The following is a 20,082-nucleotide window of genomic DNA, read 5'->3' as shown; positions in this document are numbered from 1 at the left end:
TATTTTTTTGATAAACTCTCGTCTATCGATATTTTTATAAACTCGGCACTCGAAAGTGCTCGGTTATCTCTTTGTGATGTCTTTACCGTTAATGTCAATGATCTTAATGTCTTCTTGTCCAACTGATGAACAGATGTTGTTTTTGGCTCCATCCGTAACTTTTAAATCAGTATTCCAAAACTGTGGAGAATAAGGGAGTCGAACCCTTGACCTCCTGCGTGCAAGGCAGGCGCTCTAGCCAGCTGAGCTAATTCCCCCTCTAGTAGAAATTTTAAATTTTAGATTATAAATTTTAAATTATTTTTAATCTAAAATCTATAATTCATAATCTATAATTCCCTATAATTAGTAGTCTCGGGCAGGCTCGAACTGCCGACCTCTACATTATCAGTGTAGCGCTCTAACCAGCTGAGCTACGAGACTTCATTATTAATTTTAAATTTTAAATTGAAAATTTTAAATGATTATTTAAATCTAAAATCTATAATTTATAATCTAAAATCTCTCTATCCCTTTACTAATTTCTAGTGGGTGTTGTATTTTTAATATAAGCAACCAAACAAAAAACTAAAGCTATACTTTAAGTAAGTATTTTGTACTTGCGTACTGTTTTTTTTATCGTCAAAAGACGCTCTAAAATGAGATGTTCCAGCCGCACCTTCCGGTACGGCTACCTTGTTACGACTTAGCCCTAGTTACCTGTTTTACCCTAGGCAGCTCCTGTTACGGTCACCGACTTCAGGTACCCCAGACTTCCATGGCTTGACGGGCGGTGTGTACAAGGCCCGGGAACGTATTCACCGCGCCATGGCTGATGCGCGATTACTAGCGATTCCAGCTTCATAGAGTCGAGTTGCAGACTCCAATCCGAACTGAGACCGGCTTTCGAGATTTGCATCACATCGCTGTGTAGCTGCCCTCTGTACCGGCCATTGTATTACGTGTGTGGCCCAAGGCGTAAGGGCCGTGATGATTTGACGTCATCCCCACCTTCCTCTCTACTTGCGTAGGCAGTCTCACTAGAGTCCCCAACTTAATGATGGCAACTAGTGACAGGGGTTGCGCTCGTTGCAGGACTTAACCTAACACCTCACGGCACGAGCTGACGACAACCATGCAGCACCTTGAAAAATGTCCGAAGAAAAGTCTATTTCTAAACCTGTCATTTCCCATTTAAGCCTTGGTAAGGTTCCTCGCGTATCATCGAATTAAACCACATAATCCACCGCTTGTGCGGGCCCCCGTCAATTCCTTTGAGTTTCATTCTTGCGAACGTACTCCCCAGGTGGCTAACTTATCACTTTCGCTTAGTCTCTGATTCCGAAAAACCAAAAACGAGTTAGCATCGTTTACGGCGTGGACTACCAGGGTATCTAATCCTGTTCGCTCCCCACGCTTTCGTCCATCAGCGTCAGTTGTTGCTTAGTAGCCTGCCTTCGCAATTGGTGTTCTAAGTAATATCTATGCATTTCACCGCTACACTACTTATTCCAGCTACTTCAACAACACTCAAGACCTGCAGTATCAATGGCAGTTTCACAGTTAAGCTGTGAGATTTCACCACTGACTTACAGATCCGCCTACGGACCCTTTAAACCCAATAAATCCGGATAACGCTTGCACCCTCCGTATTACCGCGGCTGCTGGCACGGAGTTAGCCGGTGCTTATTCGTATAGTACCTTCAGCTAGATACACGTATCTAGGTTTATCCCTATACAAAAGAAGTTTACAACCCATAGGGCCGTCGTCCTTCACGCGGGATGGCTGGATCAGGCTCTCACCCATTGTCCAATATTCCTCACTGCTGCCTCCCGTAGGAGTCTGGTCCGTGTCTCAGTACCAGTGTGGGGGATCACCCTCTCAGGCCCCCTAAAGATACGCAGACTTGGTGAGCCGTTACCTCACCAACTATCTAATCTTGCGCGTGCCCATCTCTATCCACCGGAGTTTTCAATATCAAATGATGCCATCTGATATATTATGGGGTATTAATCTCCCTTTCGAAAGGCTATCCCCCAGATAAAGGCAGGTTGCACACGTGTTCCGCACCCGTGCGCCGCTCTCAAGTCTCCGAAGAGACTCTACCGCTCGGCTTGCATGTGTTAGGCCTCCCGCTAGCGTTCATCCTGAGCCAGGATCAAACTCTCCATTGTATGTTTGTCTGACTCACTCAAAGTTTTAACGCTTTAGTTTTTCCTTACTTGGTTGTTATATTGTATGTCAATGATCTTTATATCTTTCGCTTTTTAATGAAGCACTCTTCTCTGTCAGTGGTACTCCATATTTGCGAGTGCAAAAGTAAAAATTTATTTTCATTTGACCAAATGTTTTTGAAAGAAATTTTAAAGTTTTTTAAGTAACCTTAATTCTTCCTAAACTCTCAATCTCTCTACTCCTGCGCTCCCTTAATTGGGATTGCAAAGATACTAACTTTATTTTAACCAGCAAATTTTATTTACTAAAATTTAAAAGCTTTTTCCGTTCGTTTCATTAAGTAGAATAAATGTTTAATGCTTATCTAAAAGCTCTTCTGCGCTTACTGAATCTCTTTCGTTTTTCAGTGGGGCAAAGATAGAGACTTATACCATACCACACAAATCTATTTAACATAAAGTTTACATTACTATAGCAATTGTGGGTAAATAGACATCTTAACTTATTGATAGTTTTATATTTACACGGTTATTAACACTTATCCACAATTAGGGTGGATAACCTGGAATACGCAAAAGAAAACTGGAATAAGCCCTATACGTTCATTATATCTTGAAAATTTAAGAAACAGAATGATCATATTAAATATATTTAGAACCAGTAGTCAAAGGATTTTTGAAACTAATCTTTTTCAAAATAGTAGGATCTGAGAATAATGAGTGAGGAATAAAAGCAAGCCAATAGAACCAATAACTATAGAAATTGTTAAGAGAAATATTTTAAGCCAGTAGAAAATTAAATGAATCAGTAAGTAATGAACAATCAGTAAAAAATAACACCACAAATCAATTATAATGATAAGAAAAGTTTTTCAAAGGTTTTAAGAAAGATCATACTATTCCCAATATTTTATAATCTCCTGGATATCTAGGTAGCTGCTTTTAAAATTAAGTAGGGATTTTTTATCATGAGTAATCAGCAATAAGTTATTTATAATGATGATGAATATTCGTTTGACACTTTAGTTGGTAACAAGAACGCTCTCTTTCTTATTCCTTAGGGGTGCTAGAGTTGAACGGGAGATCATATTCTGGAAACGCCATTTAGGTCCCTGCGTTATGGCAACAGACAATGGAATAAGGATAATTAATAATGCCTAGAAATATATCGTGATAAAGAAGGAGTATGATTAATGAGGGATGAGGAAGATCACCTGAAAAAATAAAAGATTAAAGGATAGTGTTAAAAAAGAACCGTAGCAGGCCTTCATCGCTAAAGCTCCTTACAGGATAACAAAACCGATAAATTTATCAGAAGTAATGATACAAAGAATATATCTAAAAAAAAGAAATTTTAAAAGCTGATATCAAGAATAGATCATGAGCTTACATTAGTATTATACAAATTAAGCATTCAATAGGGACGGGCAGTAGTCCTGAGCTTAGTCGAAGGGAGCCCGTTCAAATAAAAAAGAATAATCCAGTGACTTTAGCCAAAACTTAAGAATAAGTGGTTAGGGTTGTCGTTGGATTGAGTATCCTTGAGTTGTGGATTAGGTCTGCTTTATTCGTTGGGTATAACGCAAAAAAAAATCCTTTATCTTTCGATAAAGGATTTTTAAAAATAAAATAAAAACTGGCGGCGGCCTACTCTCCCGCGTTAGCAGTACCATCGGCGCTGGTGGGCTTAACTTCTGTGTTCGGAATGGGAACAGGTGAGCCCCACCGCTAAAACCACCCTAAAGGTTGTATATAAGATATCAGTCTATAGATATCAGAGTTCAGACGTATTCGTCTGTTATCTAATGTCTTACAGCTGACATCTGTTTTAAGCGATAAAAACTTTCACAAAGAGCTAACCTTGCTGCACTTCCGTGCGCCATATTAGGCTATAAATCTACGGGTAATTAGTACTACTCGGCTATGACATTACTGTCTTTACACCTATAGCCTATCAACGTGGTCATCTCCCACGACCCTTAAAAGATGTCTCATCTTGAGGCGAGTTTCGCACTTATATGCTTTCAGTGCTTATCTCTTCCAAACGTAGCTACTCAGCAGTGCACCTGGCGGTACAACTGATACACCAGAGGTTTGTTCAATTCGGTCCTCTCGTACTAGAATCAAGCCCTCTCAAACATCTAACGCCCGCAATAGATAGAGACCGAACTGTCTCACGACGTTCTGAACCCAGCTCGCGTGCCACTTTAATGGGCGAACAGCCCAACCCTTGGGACCTTCTCCAGCCCCAGGATGTGACGAGCCGACATCGAGGTGCCGAACCTCCCCGTCGATGTGAGCTCTTGGGGGAGACTAGCCTGTTATCCCCGGAGTACCTTTTATCCTATGAGCGATGGCCCTTCCATACGGAACCACCGGATCACTATGTCCTGCTTTCGCACCTGATCGACTTGTTGGTCTCACAGTCAAGCACCCTTATGCCATTACACTCTACGCACGGTTACCAAGCGTGCTGAGGGTACCTTTGAAAGCCTCCGTTACTCTTTTGGAGGCGACCACCCCAGTCAAACTACCCACCACGCAATGTCCTTCTAAAAGAAGTTAGGCTCCAAGTAAGTAAAGGGTGGTATTTCAACGTTGGCTCCACCTACACTAGCGTGCAAGCTTCAAAGCCTCCCACCTATCCTACACATTACTTACTCAAAGTCAATACGAAGTTATAGTAAAGGTTCACAGGGTCTTTTCGTCCCATTGCGGGTACTCGGCATCTTCACCGAGACTACAATTTCACAGAGCTCATGGTTGAGACAGTGCCCAGATCGTTACACCATTCGTGCAGGTCGGAACTTACCCGACAAGGAATTTCGCTACCTTAGGACCGTTATAGTTACGGCCGCCGTTTACTGGGGCTTCAGTTAATGCCTTCGGTTTAACCCTAAGCACCTTCCTTAACCTTCCAGCACCGGGCAGGTGTCAGACCCTATACTGCATCTTTCGATTTTGCAGAGTCCTGTGTTTTTGATAAACAGTCGCCTGGGCCTCTTTACTGCGGCCACCATTGCTGATGGCGTCTCTTCTCCCGAAGTTACGAGACTATTTTGCCTAGTTCCTTAACCATGATTCACTCTAGCACCTTAGGATTCTCTCCTCGACTACCTGTGTCGGTTTTGGTACGGGTTGCTTCACTTCGGCTTTTCTTGGAAGCACTTTCCCTACAGCAGCTTCGCCCGAAGGCTAGGCCTTGACTATTCCGTCAGTCTCCAGTAAGTACGGCACTCCGTCCCCTTTTTAGTGTGAGCAAGTATGGGAATATTAACCCATTGTCCATCCACTACCCCTTTCGGGTTCGCGTTAGGTCCCGACTAACCCTCAGCTGATTAGCATGGCTGAGGAAACCTTAGTCTTTCGGTGAGCGGGTTTCTCGCCCGCTTTATCGTTACTTATGCCTACATTTTCTTTTCTATCCGCTCCACAATACCTCACAGTACTGCTTCGGCGCAAATAGAATGCTCTCCTACCAGATGTACATAAAGTACAAATCCATAGCTTCGGTAATATGTTTATGCCCGATTATTATCCATGCCGGACCGCTCGACTAGTGAGCTGTTACGCACTCTTTAAATGAATGGCTGCTTCCAAGCCAACATCCTAGCTGTCAATGCAGTCCAACCGCGTTGCTACAACTTAACATATATTTTGGGACCTTAGCTGTTGGTCTGGGTTCTTTCCCTCTCGGACATGGACCTTAGCACCCATGCCCTCACTGCCGTAGAACATTTATTAGCATTCGGAGTTTGTCAGGAATTGGTAGGCGATGAAACCCCCGCATCCAATCAGTAGCTCTACCTCTAATAAACTTATATACGACGCTGCACCTAAATGCATTTCGGAGAGTACGAGCTATCTCCCAGTTTGATTGGCCCTTCACCCCTACCCACAGGTCATCCGAAGACTTTTCAACGTCAACCGGTTCGGTCCTCCACTCTGTGTTACCAGAGCTTCAACCTGCCCATGGGTAGATCACAAGGTTTCGCGTCTAATCCTACTAACTATACGCCCTATTCAGACTCGCTTTCGCTCCGGCTCCGGTACTTAATACCTTAACCTCGCTAGTAAAATTAACTCGTAGGCTCATTATGCAAAAAGGCACGCCGTCACCCAACATGTGGGCTCCGACCGCTTGTAGGCGTACGGTTTCAGGTTCTATTTCACCCTTCTATTCGAAGTGCTTTTCACCTTTCCTTCACAGTACTTGTTCACTATCGGTCTTTCAGGAGTATTTAGCCTTGGAGGATGGTCCCCCCATATTCAGACAGGATTTCACGTGTCCCGCCCTACTCATTTATCATCTTAATATACCTTTCGAATACCGGGCTATCACCGTCTACGGCCGTTCTTTCCAGAACGTTCTTCTAAATATATAAAGACTTTTGGGCTAATCCGCTTTCGCTCGCCACTACTTACGGAATCTCTTCGATTTCTTTTCCTCCGGGTACTTAGATGTTTCAGTTCTCCGGGTTTGCTCCTCCTAAGAGGTGACTGGTCTTCAACCAGCCGGGTTGCCCCATTCGGACATCTGCGGATCAATTCGTGTGTGCCAATCCCCGCAGCTTTTCGCAGCTTACCACGTCCTTCGTCGCCTCTGAAAGCCTAGGCATCCGCCATACGCCCTTAACGATTTCTTTCCTAATAATTATATTAGTTCAGTATTTTTTTGATAAACTCTCGTCTATCGATATTTTTATAAACTCGGCACTCGAAAGTGCTCGGTTATCTCTTTGTGATGTCTTTACCGTTAATGTCAATGATCTTAATGTCTTCTTGTCCAACTGATGAACAGATGTTGTTTTTGGCTCCATCCGTAACTTTTAAATCAGTATTCCAAAACTGTGGAGAATAAGGGAGTCGAACCCTTGACCTCCTGCGTGCAAGGCAGGCGCTCTAGCCAGCTGAGCTAATTCCCCCTCTAGTAGAAATTTTAAATTTTAGATTATAAATTTTAAATTATTTTTAATCTAAAATCTATAATTCATAATCTATAATTCCCTATAATTAGTAGTCTCGGGCAGGCTCGAACTGCCGACCTCTACATTATCAGTGTAGCGCTCTAACCAGCTGAGCTACGAGACTTCATTATTAATTTTAAATTTTAAATTGAAAATTTTAAATGATTATTTAAATCTAAAATCTATAATTTATAATCTAAAATCTCTCTATCCCTTTACTAATTTCTAGTGGGTTTTGTATTTTTAATATAAGCAACCAAACAAAAAACTAAAGCTATACTTTAAGTAAGTATTTTGTACTTGCGTACTGTTTTTTTATCGTCAAAAGACGCTCTAAAATGAGATGTTCCAGCCGCACCTTCCGGTACGGCTACCTTGTTACGACTTAGCCCTAGTTACCTGTTTTACCCTAGGCAGCTCCTGTTACGGTCACCGACTTCAGGTACCCCAGACTTCCATGGCTTGACGGGCGGTGTGTACAAGGCCCGGGAACGTATTCACCGCGCCATGGCTGATGCGCGATTACTAGCGATTCCAGCTTCATAGAGTCGAGTTGCAGACTCCAATCCGAACTGAGACCGGCTTTCGAGATTTGCATCACATCGCTGTGTAGCTGCCCTCTGTACCGGCCATTGTATTACGTGTGTGGCCCAAGGCGTAAGGGCCGTGATGATTTGACGTCATCCCCACCTTCCTCTCTACTTGCGTAGGCAGTCTCACTAGAGTCCCCAACTTAATGATGGCAACTAGTGACAGGGGTTGCGCTCGTTGCAGGACTTAACCTAACACCTCACGGCACGAGCTGACGACAACCATGCAGCACCTTGAAAAATGTCCGAAGAAAAGTCTATTTCTAAACCTGTCATTTCCCATTTAAGCCTTGGTAAGGTTCCTCGCGTATCATCGAATTAAACCACATAATCCACCGCTTGTGCGGGCCCCCGTCAATTCCTTTGAGTTTCATTCTTGCGAACGTACTCCCCAGGTGGCTAACTTATCACTTTCGCTTAGTCTCTGATTCCGAAAAACCAAAAACGAGTTAGCATCGTTTACGGCGTGGACTACCAGGGTATCTAATCCTGTTCGCTCCCCACGCTTTCGTCCATCAGCGTCAGTTGTTGCTTAGTAACCTGCCTTCGCAATTGGTGTTCTAAGTAATATCTATGCATTTCACCGCTACACTACTTATTCCAGCTACTTCAACAACACTCAAGACCTGCAGTATCAATGGCAGCTTCACAGTTAAGCTGTGAGATTTCACCACTGACTTACAGATCCGCCTACGGACCCTTTAAACCCAATAAATCCGGATAACGCTTGCACCCTCCGTATTACCGCGGCTGCTGGCACGGAGTTAGCCGGTGCTTATTCGTATAGTACCTTCAGCTAGATACACGTATCTAGGTTTATCCCTATACAAAAGAAGTTTACAACCCATAGGGCCGTCGTCCTTCACGCGGGATGGCTGGATCAGGCTCTCACCCATTGTCCAATATTCCTCACTGCTGCCTCCCGTAGGAGTCTGGTCCGTGTCTCAGTACCAGTGTGGGGGATCACCCTCTCAGGCCCCCTAAAGATCGCAGACTTGGTGAGCCGTTACCTCACCAACTATCTAATCTTGCGCGTGCCCATCTCTATCCACCGGAGTTTTCAATATCAAATGATGCCATCTGATATATTATGGGGTATTAATCTCCCTTTCGAAAGGCTATCCCCCAGATAAAGGCAGGTTGCACACGTGTTCCGCACCCGTGCGCCGCTCTCAAGTCTCCGAAGAGACTCTACCGCTCGGCTTGCATGTGTTAGGCCTCCCGCTAGCGTTCATCCTGAGCCAGGATCAAACTCTCCATTGTATGTTTGTCTGACTCACTCAAAGTTTTAACGCTTTAGTTTTTCCTTACTTGGTTGTTATATTGTATGTCAATGATCTTTATATCTTTCGCTTTTTAATGAAGCACTCTTCTCTGTCAGTGGTACTCCATATTTGCGAGTGCAAAAGTAAAAATTTATTTTCATTTGACCAAATGTTTTTGAAAGAAATTTTAAAGTTTTTTAAGTAACCTTAATTCTTCCTAAACTCTCAATCTCTCTACTCCTGCGCTCCCTTAATTGGGATTGCAAAGATACTAACTTTATTTTAACCAGCAAATTTTATTTACTAAAATTTAAAAGCTTTTTCCGTTCGTTTCATTAAGTAGAATAAATGTTTAATGCTTATCTAAAAGCTCTTCTGCGCTTACTGAATCTCTTTCGTTTTTCAGTGGGGCAAAGATAACAACTTATTAACACGCAAAACAAACTTTATTAACTTTAATTTCATATTCACGTCATATTTTAATCTAATACTCTGATAGCATGAGTGAAAAATTTTAAACATTTGTTTGAGAGATTGGCATGGAGGAATAAAGAATATAAGGAAAGGGGGAAATAGGGATGTTTTGTGAGAAGGTGAGCGTATAAAAGGAATGGGTACTGTAAGGTATGCATTATATATAATACATGAGGTAAATTTAAAAATTGCCTTTAAAGTATGTTTTGGCTAAAGCCAGTGGAAGGGGCTTAATTTGTTTGAGCGGGCTCCCTTCGACTAAGCTCAGGATTATAGCCCACTCCTACTGATGTACTTCTAGTGGTTTATAAATAATGATGAAAGGCTTTTTTAATAATACATTGCCCCTAAGCGTTGTTGAGATCCTTACAGGATGACAAAGATGGTGCAGAGCAGAATGAGAAATAAAGGGACTATATAATATCAATAGTCTATACAATGTTTATTATGGGAGATTATAGTATAGAAGGGGAGTTATAAAATGTTTATAGGTAAGTGTTTTTTTAATTTTCCCACAGATGGCGCAGATTGGCACAGAGGACTGAAAATAATTGGACAACCACCCCGTCAAAAATTCAAAGAATTTTTGACACCCCTCCAAAGGATGGGAATAATGAAAGCCGTTCCTTAGAGATAATAGGTTAAAGTATTAATTAATGCCACCCTATTACCTATTACCTATTACTCATCATTTATAATATATGTCCCCTACCCTAGCCCCGATAGAAGCGGTTACCCCGCAGCATAGGTTGGAAAGGAGGTGGCTTTGTGCGCGGGAGTGTAAAGGCGCGAGGAGTATGAGTGGATAGCGGGATGAAGCTCCTGAGGAAGTTCGAGAGTTGGAGTGTTTTTAGAGGTTGAGCGCAGGAGAGTAAGAAAGGTGAAAAATAAGGTTGGTGAGACAGCTTACATACATTATATAATTATAATACATTAAGATATAAATAAGGAAACTTAAAAGTAAGTTCACATTTGAAAGAATTCATTTTTTTGGTGGAGTCGTTAAAGACTTTTTATTTTATTATCTGTTAAAAAAGAGAATTTAAGTAAATATAAGTCATAAATAGAGAGACTTTTCACGTCGCCATTAATTAATTGATCCTTATCTACTAAGGCAATAAACATCGTATTTATTTTTTCTCAAATCATAGTACTATTTTTGTTAAATTTGCCGTTTTACATAGAAACGTAAGAATATTTTATTTTTTTATATATTTTTTAAAAAACTGCATACTTTTTGTTTGTGCTAATTGCCTGAAGAAACGAATGATGTTAAACAAGACCCAAAAAAAACACTATTTTTTATTTTTTTTCCTGACCATTACCAGCTTTGCCTATGCTCAAAACAGAGCCAGTGGAAAGATTGTTGATGCCAAAAACAACAAGGAAGTGAGCAAAGTTGATATTTTTATCAATGATAATAAAACGCCATCTCTTACCACTACCTCGGGAAGCTTCAGCGTTCAGTCTGATAGTATTATCCAAAGACTGAGGTTTATCAGAAAGAACTATACTACAGAAACTCTTGATATTACTCCGGAGAATGCTGAAAATATTTTTGTTCAGCTTTCCCAGGCCAAAGTGAGCAATATTCAGGAGGTAGTGATACAGGCAGGAAAACCTAAATACAAAAACAAAAAGGAAAACCCTGCTTATGCAATTATGCAAAAAGTATGGGCTCAAAAAAGGAATAATGGTCTTGAAAAATTTGACACCTACTCATACAAGGAATACGAAAAGACTCAATTTGACCTTAACAATATAGACAGCGCCTTCATGAAGAAGAAAATCTTCAATAAGCTGGATTTCATTTTTGATTATGCAGATTCTACTGCCAGCGGGAGGCTTGGCCTTCCTGTATTTTTAAATGAAGCTGTGTATGAAAATTATGGTAAAAATAAACCGGATAAAGACAGTAAAAGAACTTTAGTTGCTCAAAAGACTTCAGGTTTTCAGGATAATCAGGTCATTACGGTTTCTGCAAAAAACCTTTACAGAGATATTAATATTTATGATAATACTTTAAACTATTTTGATATTGGGTTTCAGAGCCCGGCAGGAACTGACGGGTTCGGGACCTATGATTATAACCTTGTGGATACTATTTCTATTCGTGGAGAGAAGGCTTTTCAAATAAGATACCAACCTAAACGTAAGGACGTACTGGCATTTCAGGGAAATCTTTATATCGATACGGATACCTATGCTGTTCTGGGAGCTACTTTAAGATCTACACAAAAAATCAATGTTAACTTCGTCAACAGTGTTTATACTCAATTGGAATATGACAACCCAGATGAAACAACCTTTCTTCCCAAGAAATTGGTTACGGAAGTTGAAATGAGTCCTTTTTCCAAGAAGAAAGGATCCAAGAGTATTATTGCAAGAAAATCCGTAGACTATTCTGATTATCAATTTAATACACCTCTAGATCCTAAAGTTTTTAAAAGAAAAGAAGAGGAATACGAAGATAAGTTCACTGATAAAGATGATGCTTATTGGGTAAAAGCAAGACCAGATACTTTATCCAAATCTGAACAGGGGGTATATAAAATGTTAGATCAACTACAACAGACTCCAAAGTTCAACCGCATGGTGAAATTATTTGAAACTCTTGGTTCACGCTATTATAATGCTTTTAAAGGGGTAGATTTTGGCCCTATTTTCTCAGTTTATGGAAGAAATGAAGTAGAAGGAGACAGAATAAGAATTGGAGCAAGATCATATTTTGGATTGAATGACCCTTGGAGAGTTCAGTTCTATACTGCTTATGGATTTAAAGACCATCAGATAAAATATGGTGCTGAGGCACGATATATGTTCAACAGGCTTAACAGATTTATGATTGGAGCCGGAACCAGCAGAGATATTGTTCAGCTTGGGGGCCAGCTTACATCCGGTGATGGAGTAGCATCACGTTCTTTATCTTCCAGCACGTTTTTTGCCAGAGGGGAGAATATTTCTTTAAGTTCTGTAAACCAAACGAGTGTTTTTGCCGCTATTGAGCCATGGAAAAACGTACAGATAAGGGTTGACGGAGTGATGCAAAGCATTAAGTCAGCAATTCCAGAGAAGTTCAACCTGATGTATTATCAACCTGATGGACAACTAAGAAAAACGGTTAATGATTCTCATGTCACCATTAGCTTAATTGCTAAACCTGGAGCAAGATTTTCTCAAACGGGAATTGACAGATACCAGGCAAAAAACCTTGCACCTACTATTATTTTAAGATATACTAGAGGTATTGAAGGATTATTCAATGCTGATTTCAACTATAATAAGCTCCAATTTATGTTCTACAAACCGTTTTTGATCGGAACATTGGGAAAAACTATTGTGAATTTTGAAGCTGGAAAAAATTTCAATACTGTTCCTTTGGCTTTACAGAATATTATTCCTGCTAACCTTTCTTATGGTTTGGCCCCGAATACATTCTCTCAGCTTAATTATTACGAGTTTGTAGCTGATGCTTATACTACGCTTCATTTAGAACACCATTTTAATGGAAAGATTCTTTCTTATATTCCTTTGATCAAAAAGCTAAAACTTAGAGAAGTGGCTTTTATCAGAGGAGCGTATGGTACTTTAAGTGACGCATCTAAAGCAATTAATGTAGAGGGATTCAAATATTCAGCTCCAAATGAACATATTTATTTTGAATATGGGTTTGGTATTGAAAATATAGGAATTGGTAATTTAAGAATTTTCAGAGTAGACTTCAACTGGAGAGGTAATTATCTTGACAGACCTGACATTTCAAAATTCGGCGTTAAAGCTGGTTTCCAGGTAGGATTTTAAAATATATGATAACAATCCGGCGGCTTCTTCGAAGCCGCCGGATTTATTTTATTTCCTATTAAAAGATCAACAATGATAAGACAGACATAACTTCTTTTGCTATAGATTGCTGCTGCCAAGGAGTGAGCCCAAACCGCGGAACACATGTTGTTACCAAAAAGTAGGGACACATATAATCATTTTCTACACTGACTGACTTCAACTGCTTTTTTAATTTTTCATATTAATAAGAAGAGTTTACACTAAATACACTCACAAGGCTCTTCAAAAAGATTGTTTGGGCAGTGCAGCTTTTGCCATGCAGTCCATCTGCACCATACATTACAAGAATTTGCTACTGGAGGACAGCTTCCTGCTCCACCATTAATTTCTTTTAGATTCTTTTTTGTTAGTTTTTTCAGATTTTTCATAGTTATTTAGTTTTAAGTTTGTCAACAAATATATAAATATTTCACCAATACAAGAATATTTATGAAAATTTTGACCTTTTTTAAATAAAAAAGCTGAACTCGTAAAGCTCAGCTGATATTCCTATTTTTTTACCAATTTCGTAGATTGGGTTTCATTATCTGATTGCAATATTAAATAATAGATACCGACAGGTAAGTACTGAATATTAATCACTCCATTAACCGGAAGTATGCCAGATCCTATCGTTTTTCCAGACTCATCCAAAATTTTATAAGTTTTAAACTGTGTATTTTCTATATGCACATAATCTGTTACCGGGTTAGGATATATCATAGCCTCCTTCTTCATTGTCAAATCACGAACTCCAAGGCTTGATGAAGTAGCCAGCCAAACTACTGCGTTTACCAAAAGAGGTCTATGATTTCCATTAGCATCTCCTGTATATCCATTATATAATGCATCATTAGAATCTCCTGTACCATCATCCGGAACAGAGCTATCTCCTAACGCACATATTTTTCCATTTCCATAAGTAGAAGTTGCGAACATTACATTGGTAGTGCCACTGGTGGAAGAACCAGTAGTAAATATGAGCCCTTGCACTGAGGAATTATTATTTTTATTCAGGTTCATTGTGGCTCCGTTGGAAAATTTCATTTGGCTTGGAGCACCGAGTGGACCATTCAGAATTGCAGGATTTACATTAGCTGGTGCAAAATTAGAACTCGCTAGTGATACATTATTCAGGTTAAAACTAATGCCAAAAGGGTCGTTCACTATACTGTTGGAAGTAAAAAAATCATTCCAGATGGCCGGAGAATCCCAACCGTCATTATTTCTGTCACTTATAGTATGGTCTGAAACCATGAAAAGTCCGCCTCCATTTGCCACAAAATTCAACATTGCTGTTTTTTCTGAAGCTGTAAATCTTATATTAGGCTCAACAACAACAAAAACTTTATAGTTGGAAAGGTCCTGAGGATTAGATGAGTTGCCATAAGTAATATTTCCATTATAAGGTAAAGTTTCTACAACATAACCTTGTCTTACTAAATCAATCCCCCAATTACTCAATGCTCCTTGCCAATACGTCTCCGAAGTAGCAGCGGTAATTCCGCTTTGGGCAAGAGTCGGAATTCTTTGCGGATTAGACTCTGTTCCTGTAGTGTCTGCTCCTGTAGATGAAAACTTAAGATTGTGAGTATCTGCGTCAATAACCCAATCTGCATTTCCTGCCGTCTCTGCCTTAGTAGCATCAAACAGCACTTTAATCTGAGCCTGCCAGCTTAAAGAAGCTAATACACTCCACATTAGTAAAATTTTACCCTTCATATTTGTTCTATTTAAAATGGGGAACAAAATTATAATACTTTGAAATTCATTGGAACAGATAAAATTAAAATTAGATTAAAATTCAAATAAAAAAACCACAGCTTCAAGGAAACTGCAGTTTTCAATTTTATCTAGCGATTAATCTGTGAAAAATAATATCCGGTATTATTTTAGTAATCATCACAAGGCATACATAATTCTCCAAGTATACAATGAGACTTCTGCCAAGCATTCCATCTGCACCAGGAGTAACATGTATCATCTATTGGAGGACATTCTTGTGCCCCTCCATTAATATTTTTCAAACTCTTTTTTGTAAGTCTTTTTAAGTTCTTCATATATCCCATCTTAATTTACTGAAAATGAGAACTGATTAGCAATTACAAGGCATTTCATCAATAACAGCATTAGCACAATGCGCTTTTTGCCAAGCCGACCATCCACACCACTCGCTGCACCATGAAGCAGGGATTGGGCATCTCTCACCTCCAGCAATTGTTTTCAACTGTTTTTTCGTTAATTTTTTTGAATTTTTCATATTATTTAGTTTTAATGTACTGCCTACTCTATATGCTTTTCGGCTTCCGCAACTGATTTGTTATTTGATAGATAACAAATATATAAATATTTCACTACAGAAAGAATATTTATATAAAATTTAACTTTCAAGTATAAAAAACAAAAAAGCCTCAGCAAAAAATGCTGAAGCTTTAATTTTTATAAAACGCTTTGAATTATGCGTTTGGCTCTACAGATACAAAAGATCTGTTATTTGCTTTCTTTCTGAAAACTACTTTACCATCTACTAATGCAAACAAAGTGTGATCTTTACCGATTCCCACGTTATCACCTGGGTGGTGCTGAGTACCTCTTTGTCTAACAATAATATTTCCGGCAATAGCTGCTTGTCCTCCGAAAATCTTCACACCTAATCTCTTAGAGTGAGACTCTCTACCGTTCTTGGAACTACCGACTCCTTTCTTGTGTGCCATTTTATTACTGGATTATTTGTTAAGTGCTTTAAATTGATCGATATTCTTAATGATAGCAGCGTCTACTTCTTCATGAGTAAGAATATTTTTCTCTAATTCAACTTTAACTGCTTTACCTAAAGTAATTAAAGTTTCTCTGTTCTCTTTAGACTGAGACAAGTTGTTTTTCTTTAGGTGATAGTTCAACTCGTGATCTTCACTAAAGTTAACAGTTGCGTTGTCAGAAAGAACTTCAGACTTTACAGTTTCTTTTTTAGCAGCTTTTTTAGCTCCTGCTTCAAATCCTGTAATACCAGTGATTACGATTTGAGTTAAAGATTGTCTGTGACCGTTTTTAACTTTGTAACCTTTTCTTCTTTTCTTTTTGAAAACGATTACTTTATCAGCTTTTACGTGGTCAAGGATCTCTGCTTCCACAGTGATTCCGCTTACAGCTGGGGCGCCAACAGTGATTGCTCCGTTTACGGTAAGAAGAACTTTATCAAAAGATACTTTTCCTCCTTTATCTCCTTTTAAACGGTTCACAAACAACTTTTGGTCTTGCTCAACTTTGTATTGAAGCCCTGCTATTTCTACAATTGCAAACATTGTTTATAAATTTTTAGTTATTTCGAGGTGCAAATATACAAATAAAATTCTAATCACCTTACAATCAAAGCAATGTTTTTTATTGAAATAATATATTCACTATGTTTTGAATAATTTTTAAGACTAAAGTGCTCATACATAAAAGATAATTTCTTAACTTCGTTTCACCAACTAAATAATTATATGAAAAGAAACTTTAACCTCTGCTTACTAGCAGGCGTCGTTGCTGCAACATTCCTGACAGCATGTCGCGATGACAAAATGGAAGAAACAGTTCTTCCTCAACAGGAAAGCCTTAGTGCGAAAATTGAACAACCCGGAGCTGTTGAAAAAAACTGTTCTTATGTAGACAATAACTGGAGCTCATCTTCTGTTTTGGTGACCGGACTTCAGAATTCTACAGACACCAATTTTATGAATTCCCAAATGACTAAAATTGCAAGTTTATGGGGAAGAAGCAATCCTACTTTGAGATTTGTGAATGACCCCTCTAATTTCAATTCAACGTACAATGCCATCTCTTACTCTACAGGAAAAATCTATTATGGATACGCCATCTATTATGATGCAAAAGCCAAAGGCGGAGATATTGTAAATGCAATGATCCTTGCTCATGAGTATGGACATCAGTTACAGTATATCTTTGGACTTCCTTCCGTAAACGAAAACACAGCAAGACCTAATGAGCTTGAAGCAGACGGTTTCGCAGGATATTATTTAAGAAGACCTAATGGTTATAACAAAACTAATTTCTCTGAAATTGCTGCTGCTTACGAATTTGCACAAAGCATAGGAGATTATCAGACTTCAAGTCCGGGACACCACGGAACCCCTGCACAAAGAAGATCAGCTGTTCGTTTAGGATTCCTTTTAGGACAGTATGACCTTAATGCTTCCAACTTCGACTATAACTTCTTCTATTATTATCAAGGAGTTCTTAACGGAACTTACAAAATGGCCAAAAACACTGTAAACCCAGAAATTGACGCTTACATGAGTCAATATATAGATGAATTAAGAAAAATTCAGTCCGGAGAAATTTCAGCGGAAGAATTTAAACATCTTCAATAAAGAAACATTCATTTTTAGCATATTTAAGAAAGGAGGCAGACAATTAGGTTCTGCCTCTTTTTATTTTTTTGAAAAATAACAGAAGTTTATTTACTTTTGACACCACATCCACTACTAATGAACAGAGACCTCTACATTGATTTCGCTAAAGGGCTGGCTACCCTATCCATTATCTTCATCCATACCGCTTTCTGGTCGGGGCAGTTTTACATTACTGCAGAAATAAGGGTCTTTTCTCTTGTTTTTGATGTTGCATTATTTTATGCATTGAGCGGAATTACTTCAGGAGCAAATATTGAGAAAACTTTTTATAGATTACTGAAACTACAGATCACTTATATGATCTTTGTAACCTTTCTGTTCTTTCTGGATTATTTCTTTAAAGTATTTGGCCTTACTTTCTTGTCTTTGGAATGGCTACAAAACTTTTATTCAACCTTTGGATCAAAATATTCCACAACCAGTATTTCAATGATGCCTCAATGGCAAAATTTAGGCAACTGGTACCTTCATCAATACACCAATGCTGATACTTTTCCGGTTGTTATGGGAAGCTTCTGGTATTTGAAAGTCTATTATATTCTGACCGTTCTGGGTGTATTAATCTTAAGATTTTTTCCGAGACACATCAATTGGTTCATTGGACTTTGTATTGGCCTAACCTTGCTATTCAACATTTTTCCGGAATACTACCCAACAGGACAAGGGGGTTATGTTGCCTTTTATATGGCAGTATTCTTAATTGGAAACAGAATGCGTGGGAAAAAGATTCCTACAAAGCTTATTCCCGTTCTATATACGCTTGTAGGTGTAGCTTTAGGATGGATGTTCTGGTATTATGGAAATGAAATTTTCTACAAAATCAATAAGAATAAATTTCCACCACAGATCCCATACATCATTTGGGCGCAGTTCTCATTGGTTACATTATTTGTTCTTTACAACAGATTAAAAGTGCCCAAGGAGAATATCATAACCTATATTGGTAAAAATGCCATTTTCTTCTATTTTGCACAGGGAATAAGCTCATCGCTAGTTTATTTTCTGGTAGTTCCTCTTAAGGAAAATATGCTCTGGTGGCTCTTAATGATTATTATTTACGTTATTAATATCATCTTAGCATTCGTTATTTCCGCGGGCCTGAAAAAAGTAGATGCATTGGGATGGAGTAGCCTTGAATTTTTAAGAAAGAAAACAGCTATTAAAGATTAAAGACTGATTTTCTTACTAAAACTCTCCGAAAGATCAAGTCTAAGGCCTAAAGTGAAAACACTTTTCTCTTTTTCTCCTGAAAACGTTTTCCCCATAGAGAATCTTTGTTCACTATAAATTTGAGCAAATCTGAAAGGGGAATAGGAAAACCCTACAATAATATCATTTTTTTTGAATCCGGGATCGAAGTTGTATTGTTCTGAAATATGATTTCGATCTGGAACATAAAGATTATAACCCGCTAAAAAAGAGATCTTTTGGAGTTTATACTTTCCGAAAACCTCTATTCCTTTGGCATTGAAAACGGTTGTAAAAGGCAATGATCCTCCTGCAGGATTAACGTAAAAACCTTGAGAAAAGTCCCCGTTTTTCTGTAATATTCCAACAATACTGAAATCTATAACTCTTCCAACGTATTTAGTTCCTAAAGAAAAATATGTTGGCTGCCCTGTAAGACCTATAATCATTCCGTTGTTGATAAGGCTATCACTAAGTAAAGCTCTGTTATAAGCTATACCTGTAAAAAAACCTTCTTTTATTCGATATTGAAGAGAAGCTCCAAATCCATCAATAAATTTACCATTATTTCCACCTCTGGCCTGAATTTGCCCTCCGAGATAAAATGGTCCAAAATGATTCCTGTAAATGACGGACTGATCTGCACGCCCGGTTCCGGTGTCACCTCCATCTGTTCCGCCAATAAATGTGGCAGATGCCCTTGCTCCAAAAACATTAAAACGATCTGTATATGAAGTAACATCACGATAAACACTCCATTGTTTTCCAATGGTAAGGGTTCCTAATTTCCCCAAATCCAATCCCAAGTACCCAAGTCGGTTCCCAAAAACCTGTTGTTTCTGTACAGACTCTAGTGTAAGAAAACCTCCTGACAAATTACCATCTACATTAAAAGATGTACCTCCTTTAAACATGTTCAGCTGAATTTCTCCACCTGCAATGAAGCCAAAATCTCTTTTCTTTATATTAAACTCTACGCCAATTCTGGAAGCATTCTCCTGAAGCTCCATTTTATCATCATATACAGCTAAATGCCCACGGAGACTTGCGTAAGGTTGTATTACAATTTCCAAAGAATCTTTTCTATCCTGTGCTTTCATTTTTCCCACACACATAAAAAGCAATAAATAGGTTATTGAACAACAGAATTGTCTACTTGTATTCATCCGAATCATTATCTGATTATTAGTTTAGTTACCTCATAGAA

Annotated in this window: 10 protein-coding genes, 4 tRNA genes and 4 rRNA genes; 3 read left to right on the top strand and 15 right to left on the bottom strand. The window is 38.9% G+C overall.

Annotated features, from left to right (window positions below; all coding sequences use genetic code 11):
- Positions 1–183 precede the first annotated feature (183 nt).
- The 8 genes from CHSO_RS03630 to CHSO_RS03595 form a co-directional block, all read right to left on the bottom strand.
- A tRNA-Ala gene (locus tag CHSO_RS03630) sits at positions 184–257 on the bottom strand.
- Between the two features lie 92 nt (positions 258–349).
- Positions 350–423, bottom strand: a tRNA-Ile gene (locus CHSO_RS03625).
- 213 nt (positions 424–636) lie between these two features.
- Positions 637–2,154, bottom strand: a 16S ribosomal RNA gene (locus CHSO_RS03620).
- Positions 2,155–3,788: 1,634 nt separating this feature from the next.
- A 5S ribosomal RNA gene (gene rrf / locus CHSO_RS03615) occupies positions 3,789–3,896 on the bottom strand.
- 145 nt (positions 3,897–4,041) lie between these two features.
- Positions 4,042–6,800 (bottom strand): 23S ribosomal RNA (locus CHSO_RS03610).
- Between the two features lie 205 nt (positions 6,801–7,005).
- Positions 7,006–7,079, bottom strand: a tRNA-Ala gene (locus tag CHSO_RS03605).
- Positions 7,080–7,171: 92 nt separating this feature from the next.
- Positions 7,172–7,245: transfer RNA gene (locus tag CHSO_RS03600), tRNA-Ile, on the bottom strand.
- Between the two features lie 212 nt (positions 7,246–7,457).
- Positions 7,458–8,974: ribosomal RNA gene (locus CHSO_RS03595) — 16S ribosomal RNA — on the bottom strand.
- The 16S, 23S and 5S rRNA genes sit together here with 4 tRNA genes alongside, the layout of an rRNA operon.
- A gap of 1,742 nt (positions 8,975–10,716) precedes the next feature.
- Between CHSO_RS03595 and CHSO_RS03590 the strand changes: the two genes are divergently transcribed.
- Positions 10,717–13,251 (top strand): DUF5686 family protein, encoded by a 2,535-nt coding sequence (locus tag CHSO_RS03590; RefSeq protein WP_052480478.1) that lies wholly within the window; start codon positions 10,717–10,719, stop codon positions 13,249–13,251.
- A gap of 242 nt (positions 13,252–13,493) precedes the next feature.
- On the opposite strand, the gene CHSO_RS25840 is transcribed toward CHSO_RS03590, so the two are convergent.
- From CHSO_RS25840 to rplU, 6 genes are all read right to left on the bottom strand, one after another.
- Positions 13,494–13,661, bottom strand: a complete 168-nt coding sequence (locus CHSO_RS25840) for a bacteriocin-like protein (protein WP_171817598.1) — start codon at positions 13,659–13,661, stop codon at positions 13,494–13,496.
- Positions 13,662–13,782: 121 nt separating this feature from the next.
- Positions 13,783–14,994, bottom strand: coding sequence for a T9SS type A sorting domain-containing protein (locus tag CHSO_RS03585; RefSeq protein WP_084220919.1), 1,212 nt, complete (start codon positions 14,992–14,994; stop codon positions 13,783–13,785).
- 170 nt (positions 14,995–15,164) lie between these two features.
- Entirely contained in the window at positions 15,165–15,332 is a 168-nt protein-coding gene (locus CHSO_RS26560) for a bacteriocin-like protein (RefSeq protein WP_410493381.1), read from the bottom strand.
- A 35-nt stretch (positions 15,333–15,367) separates the two neighbouring features.
- The gene (locus CHSO_RS25835; protein WP_167356193.1) at positions 15,368–15,532 is read right to left on the bottom strand and encodes a bacteriocin-like protein; all 165 of its coding nucleotides are present in this window, start codon (positions 15,530–15,532) and stop codon (positions 15,368–15,370) included.
- A 196-nt stretch (positions 15,533–15,728) separates the two neighbouring features.
- Positions 15,729–15,986: a 50S ribosomal protein L27 gene (rpmA, locus tag CHSO_RS03580; RefSeq protein ID WP_027372929.1), complete on the bottom strand. Its 258-nt coding sequence runs from the start codon at positions 15,984–15,986 to the stop codon at positions 15,729–15,731.
- 12 nt (positions 15,987–15,998) lie between these two features.
- On the bottom strand, positions 15,999–16,574 hold the full coding sequence (rplU, locus tag CHSO_RS25285; protein WP_073299989.1) for a 50S ribosomal protein L21: 576 nt from the start codon (positions 16,572–16,574) through the stop codon (positions 15,999–16,001).
- Positions 16,575–16,757: 183 nt separating this feature from the next.
- Here rplU and CHSO_RS03570 point away from each other — a divergent pair, with 183 nt between their 5' ends.
- Positions 16,758–17,645: a metalloprotease gene (locus CHSO_RS03570; protein WP_045492397.1), complete on the top strand. Its 888-nt coding sequence runs from the start codon at positions 16,758–16,760 to the stop codon at positions 17,643–17,645.
- Positions 17,646–17,762: 117 nt separating this feature from the next.
- Positions 17,763–18,857, top strand: a complete 1,095-nt coding sequence (locus tag CHSO_RS03565; protein WP_045492396.1) for an acyltransferase family protein — start codon at positions 17,763–17,765, stop codon at positions 18,855–18,857.
- Here CHSO_RS03565 and CHSO_RS03560 read toward each other — a convergent pair.
- Positions 18,854–19,975, bottom strand: coding sequence for a porin (locus tag CHSO_RS03560; RefSeq protein WP_198408392.1), 1,122 nt, complete (start codon positions 19,973–19,975; stop codon positions 18,854–18,856). The two genes, CHSO_RS03565 and CHSO_RS03560, sit on opposite strands and share 4 nt — an antisense overlap.
- Positions 19,976–20,082 lie beyond the last annotated feature (107 nt).

The organism is Chryseobacterium sp. StRB126 (assembly GCF_000829375.1).
Taxonomy (GTDB): Bacteria; Bacteroidota; Bacteroidia; order Flavobacteriales; family Weeksellaceae; genus Chryseobacterium.
This window is presented reverse-complemented; position numbering and strand designations above follow the sequence as displayed.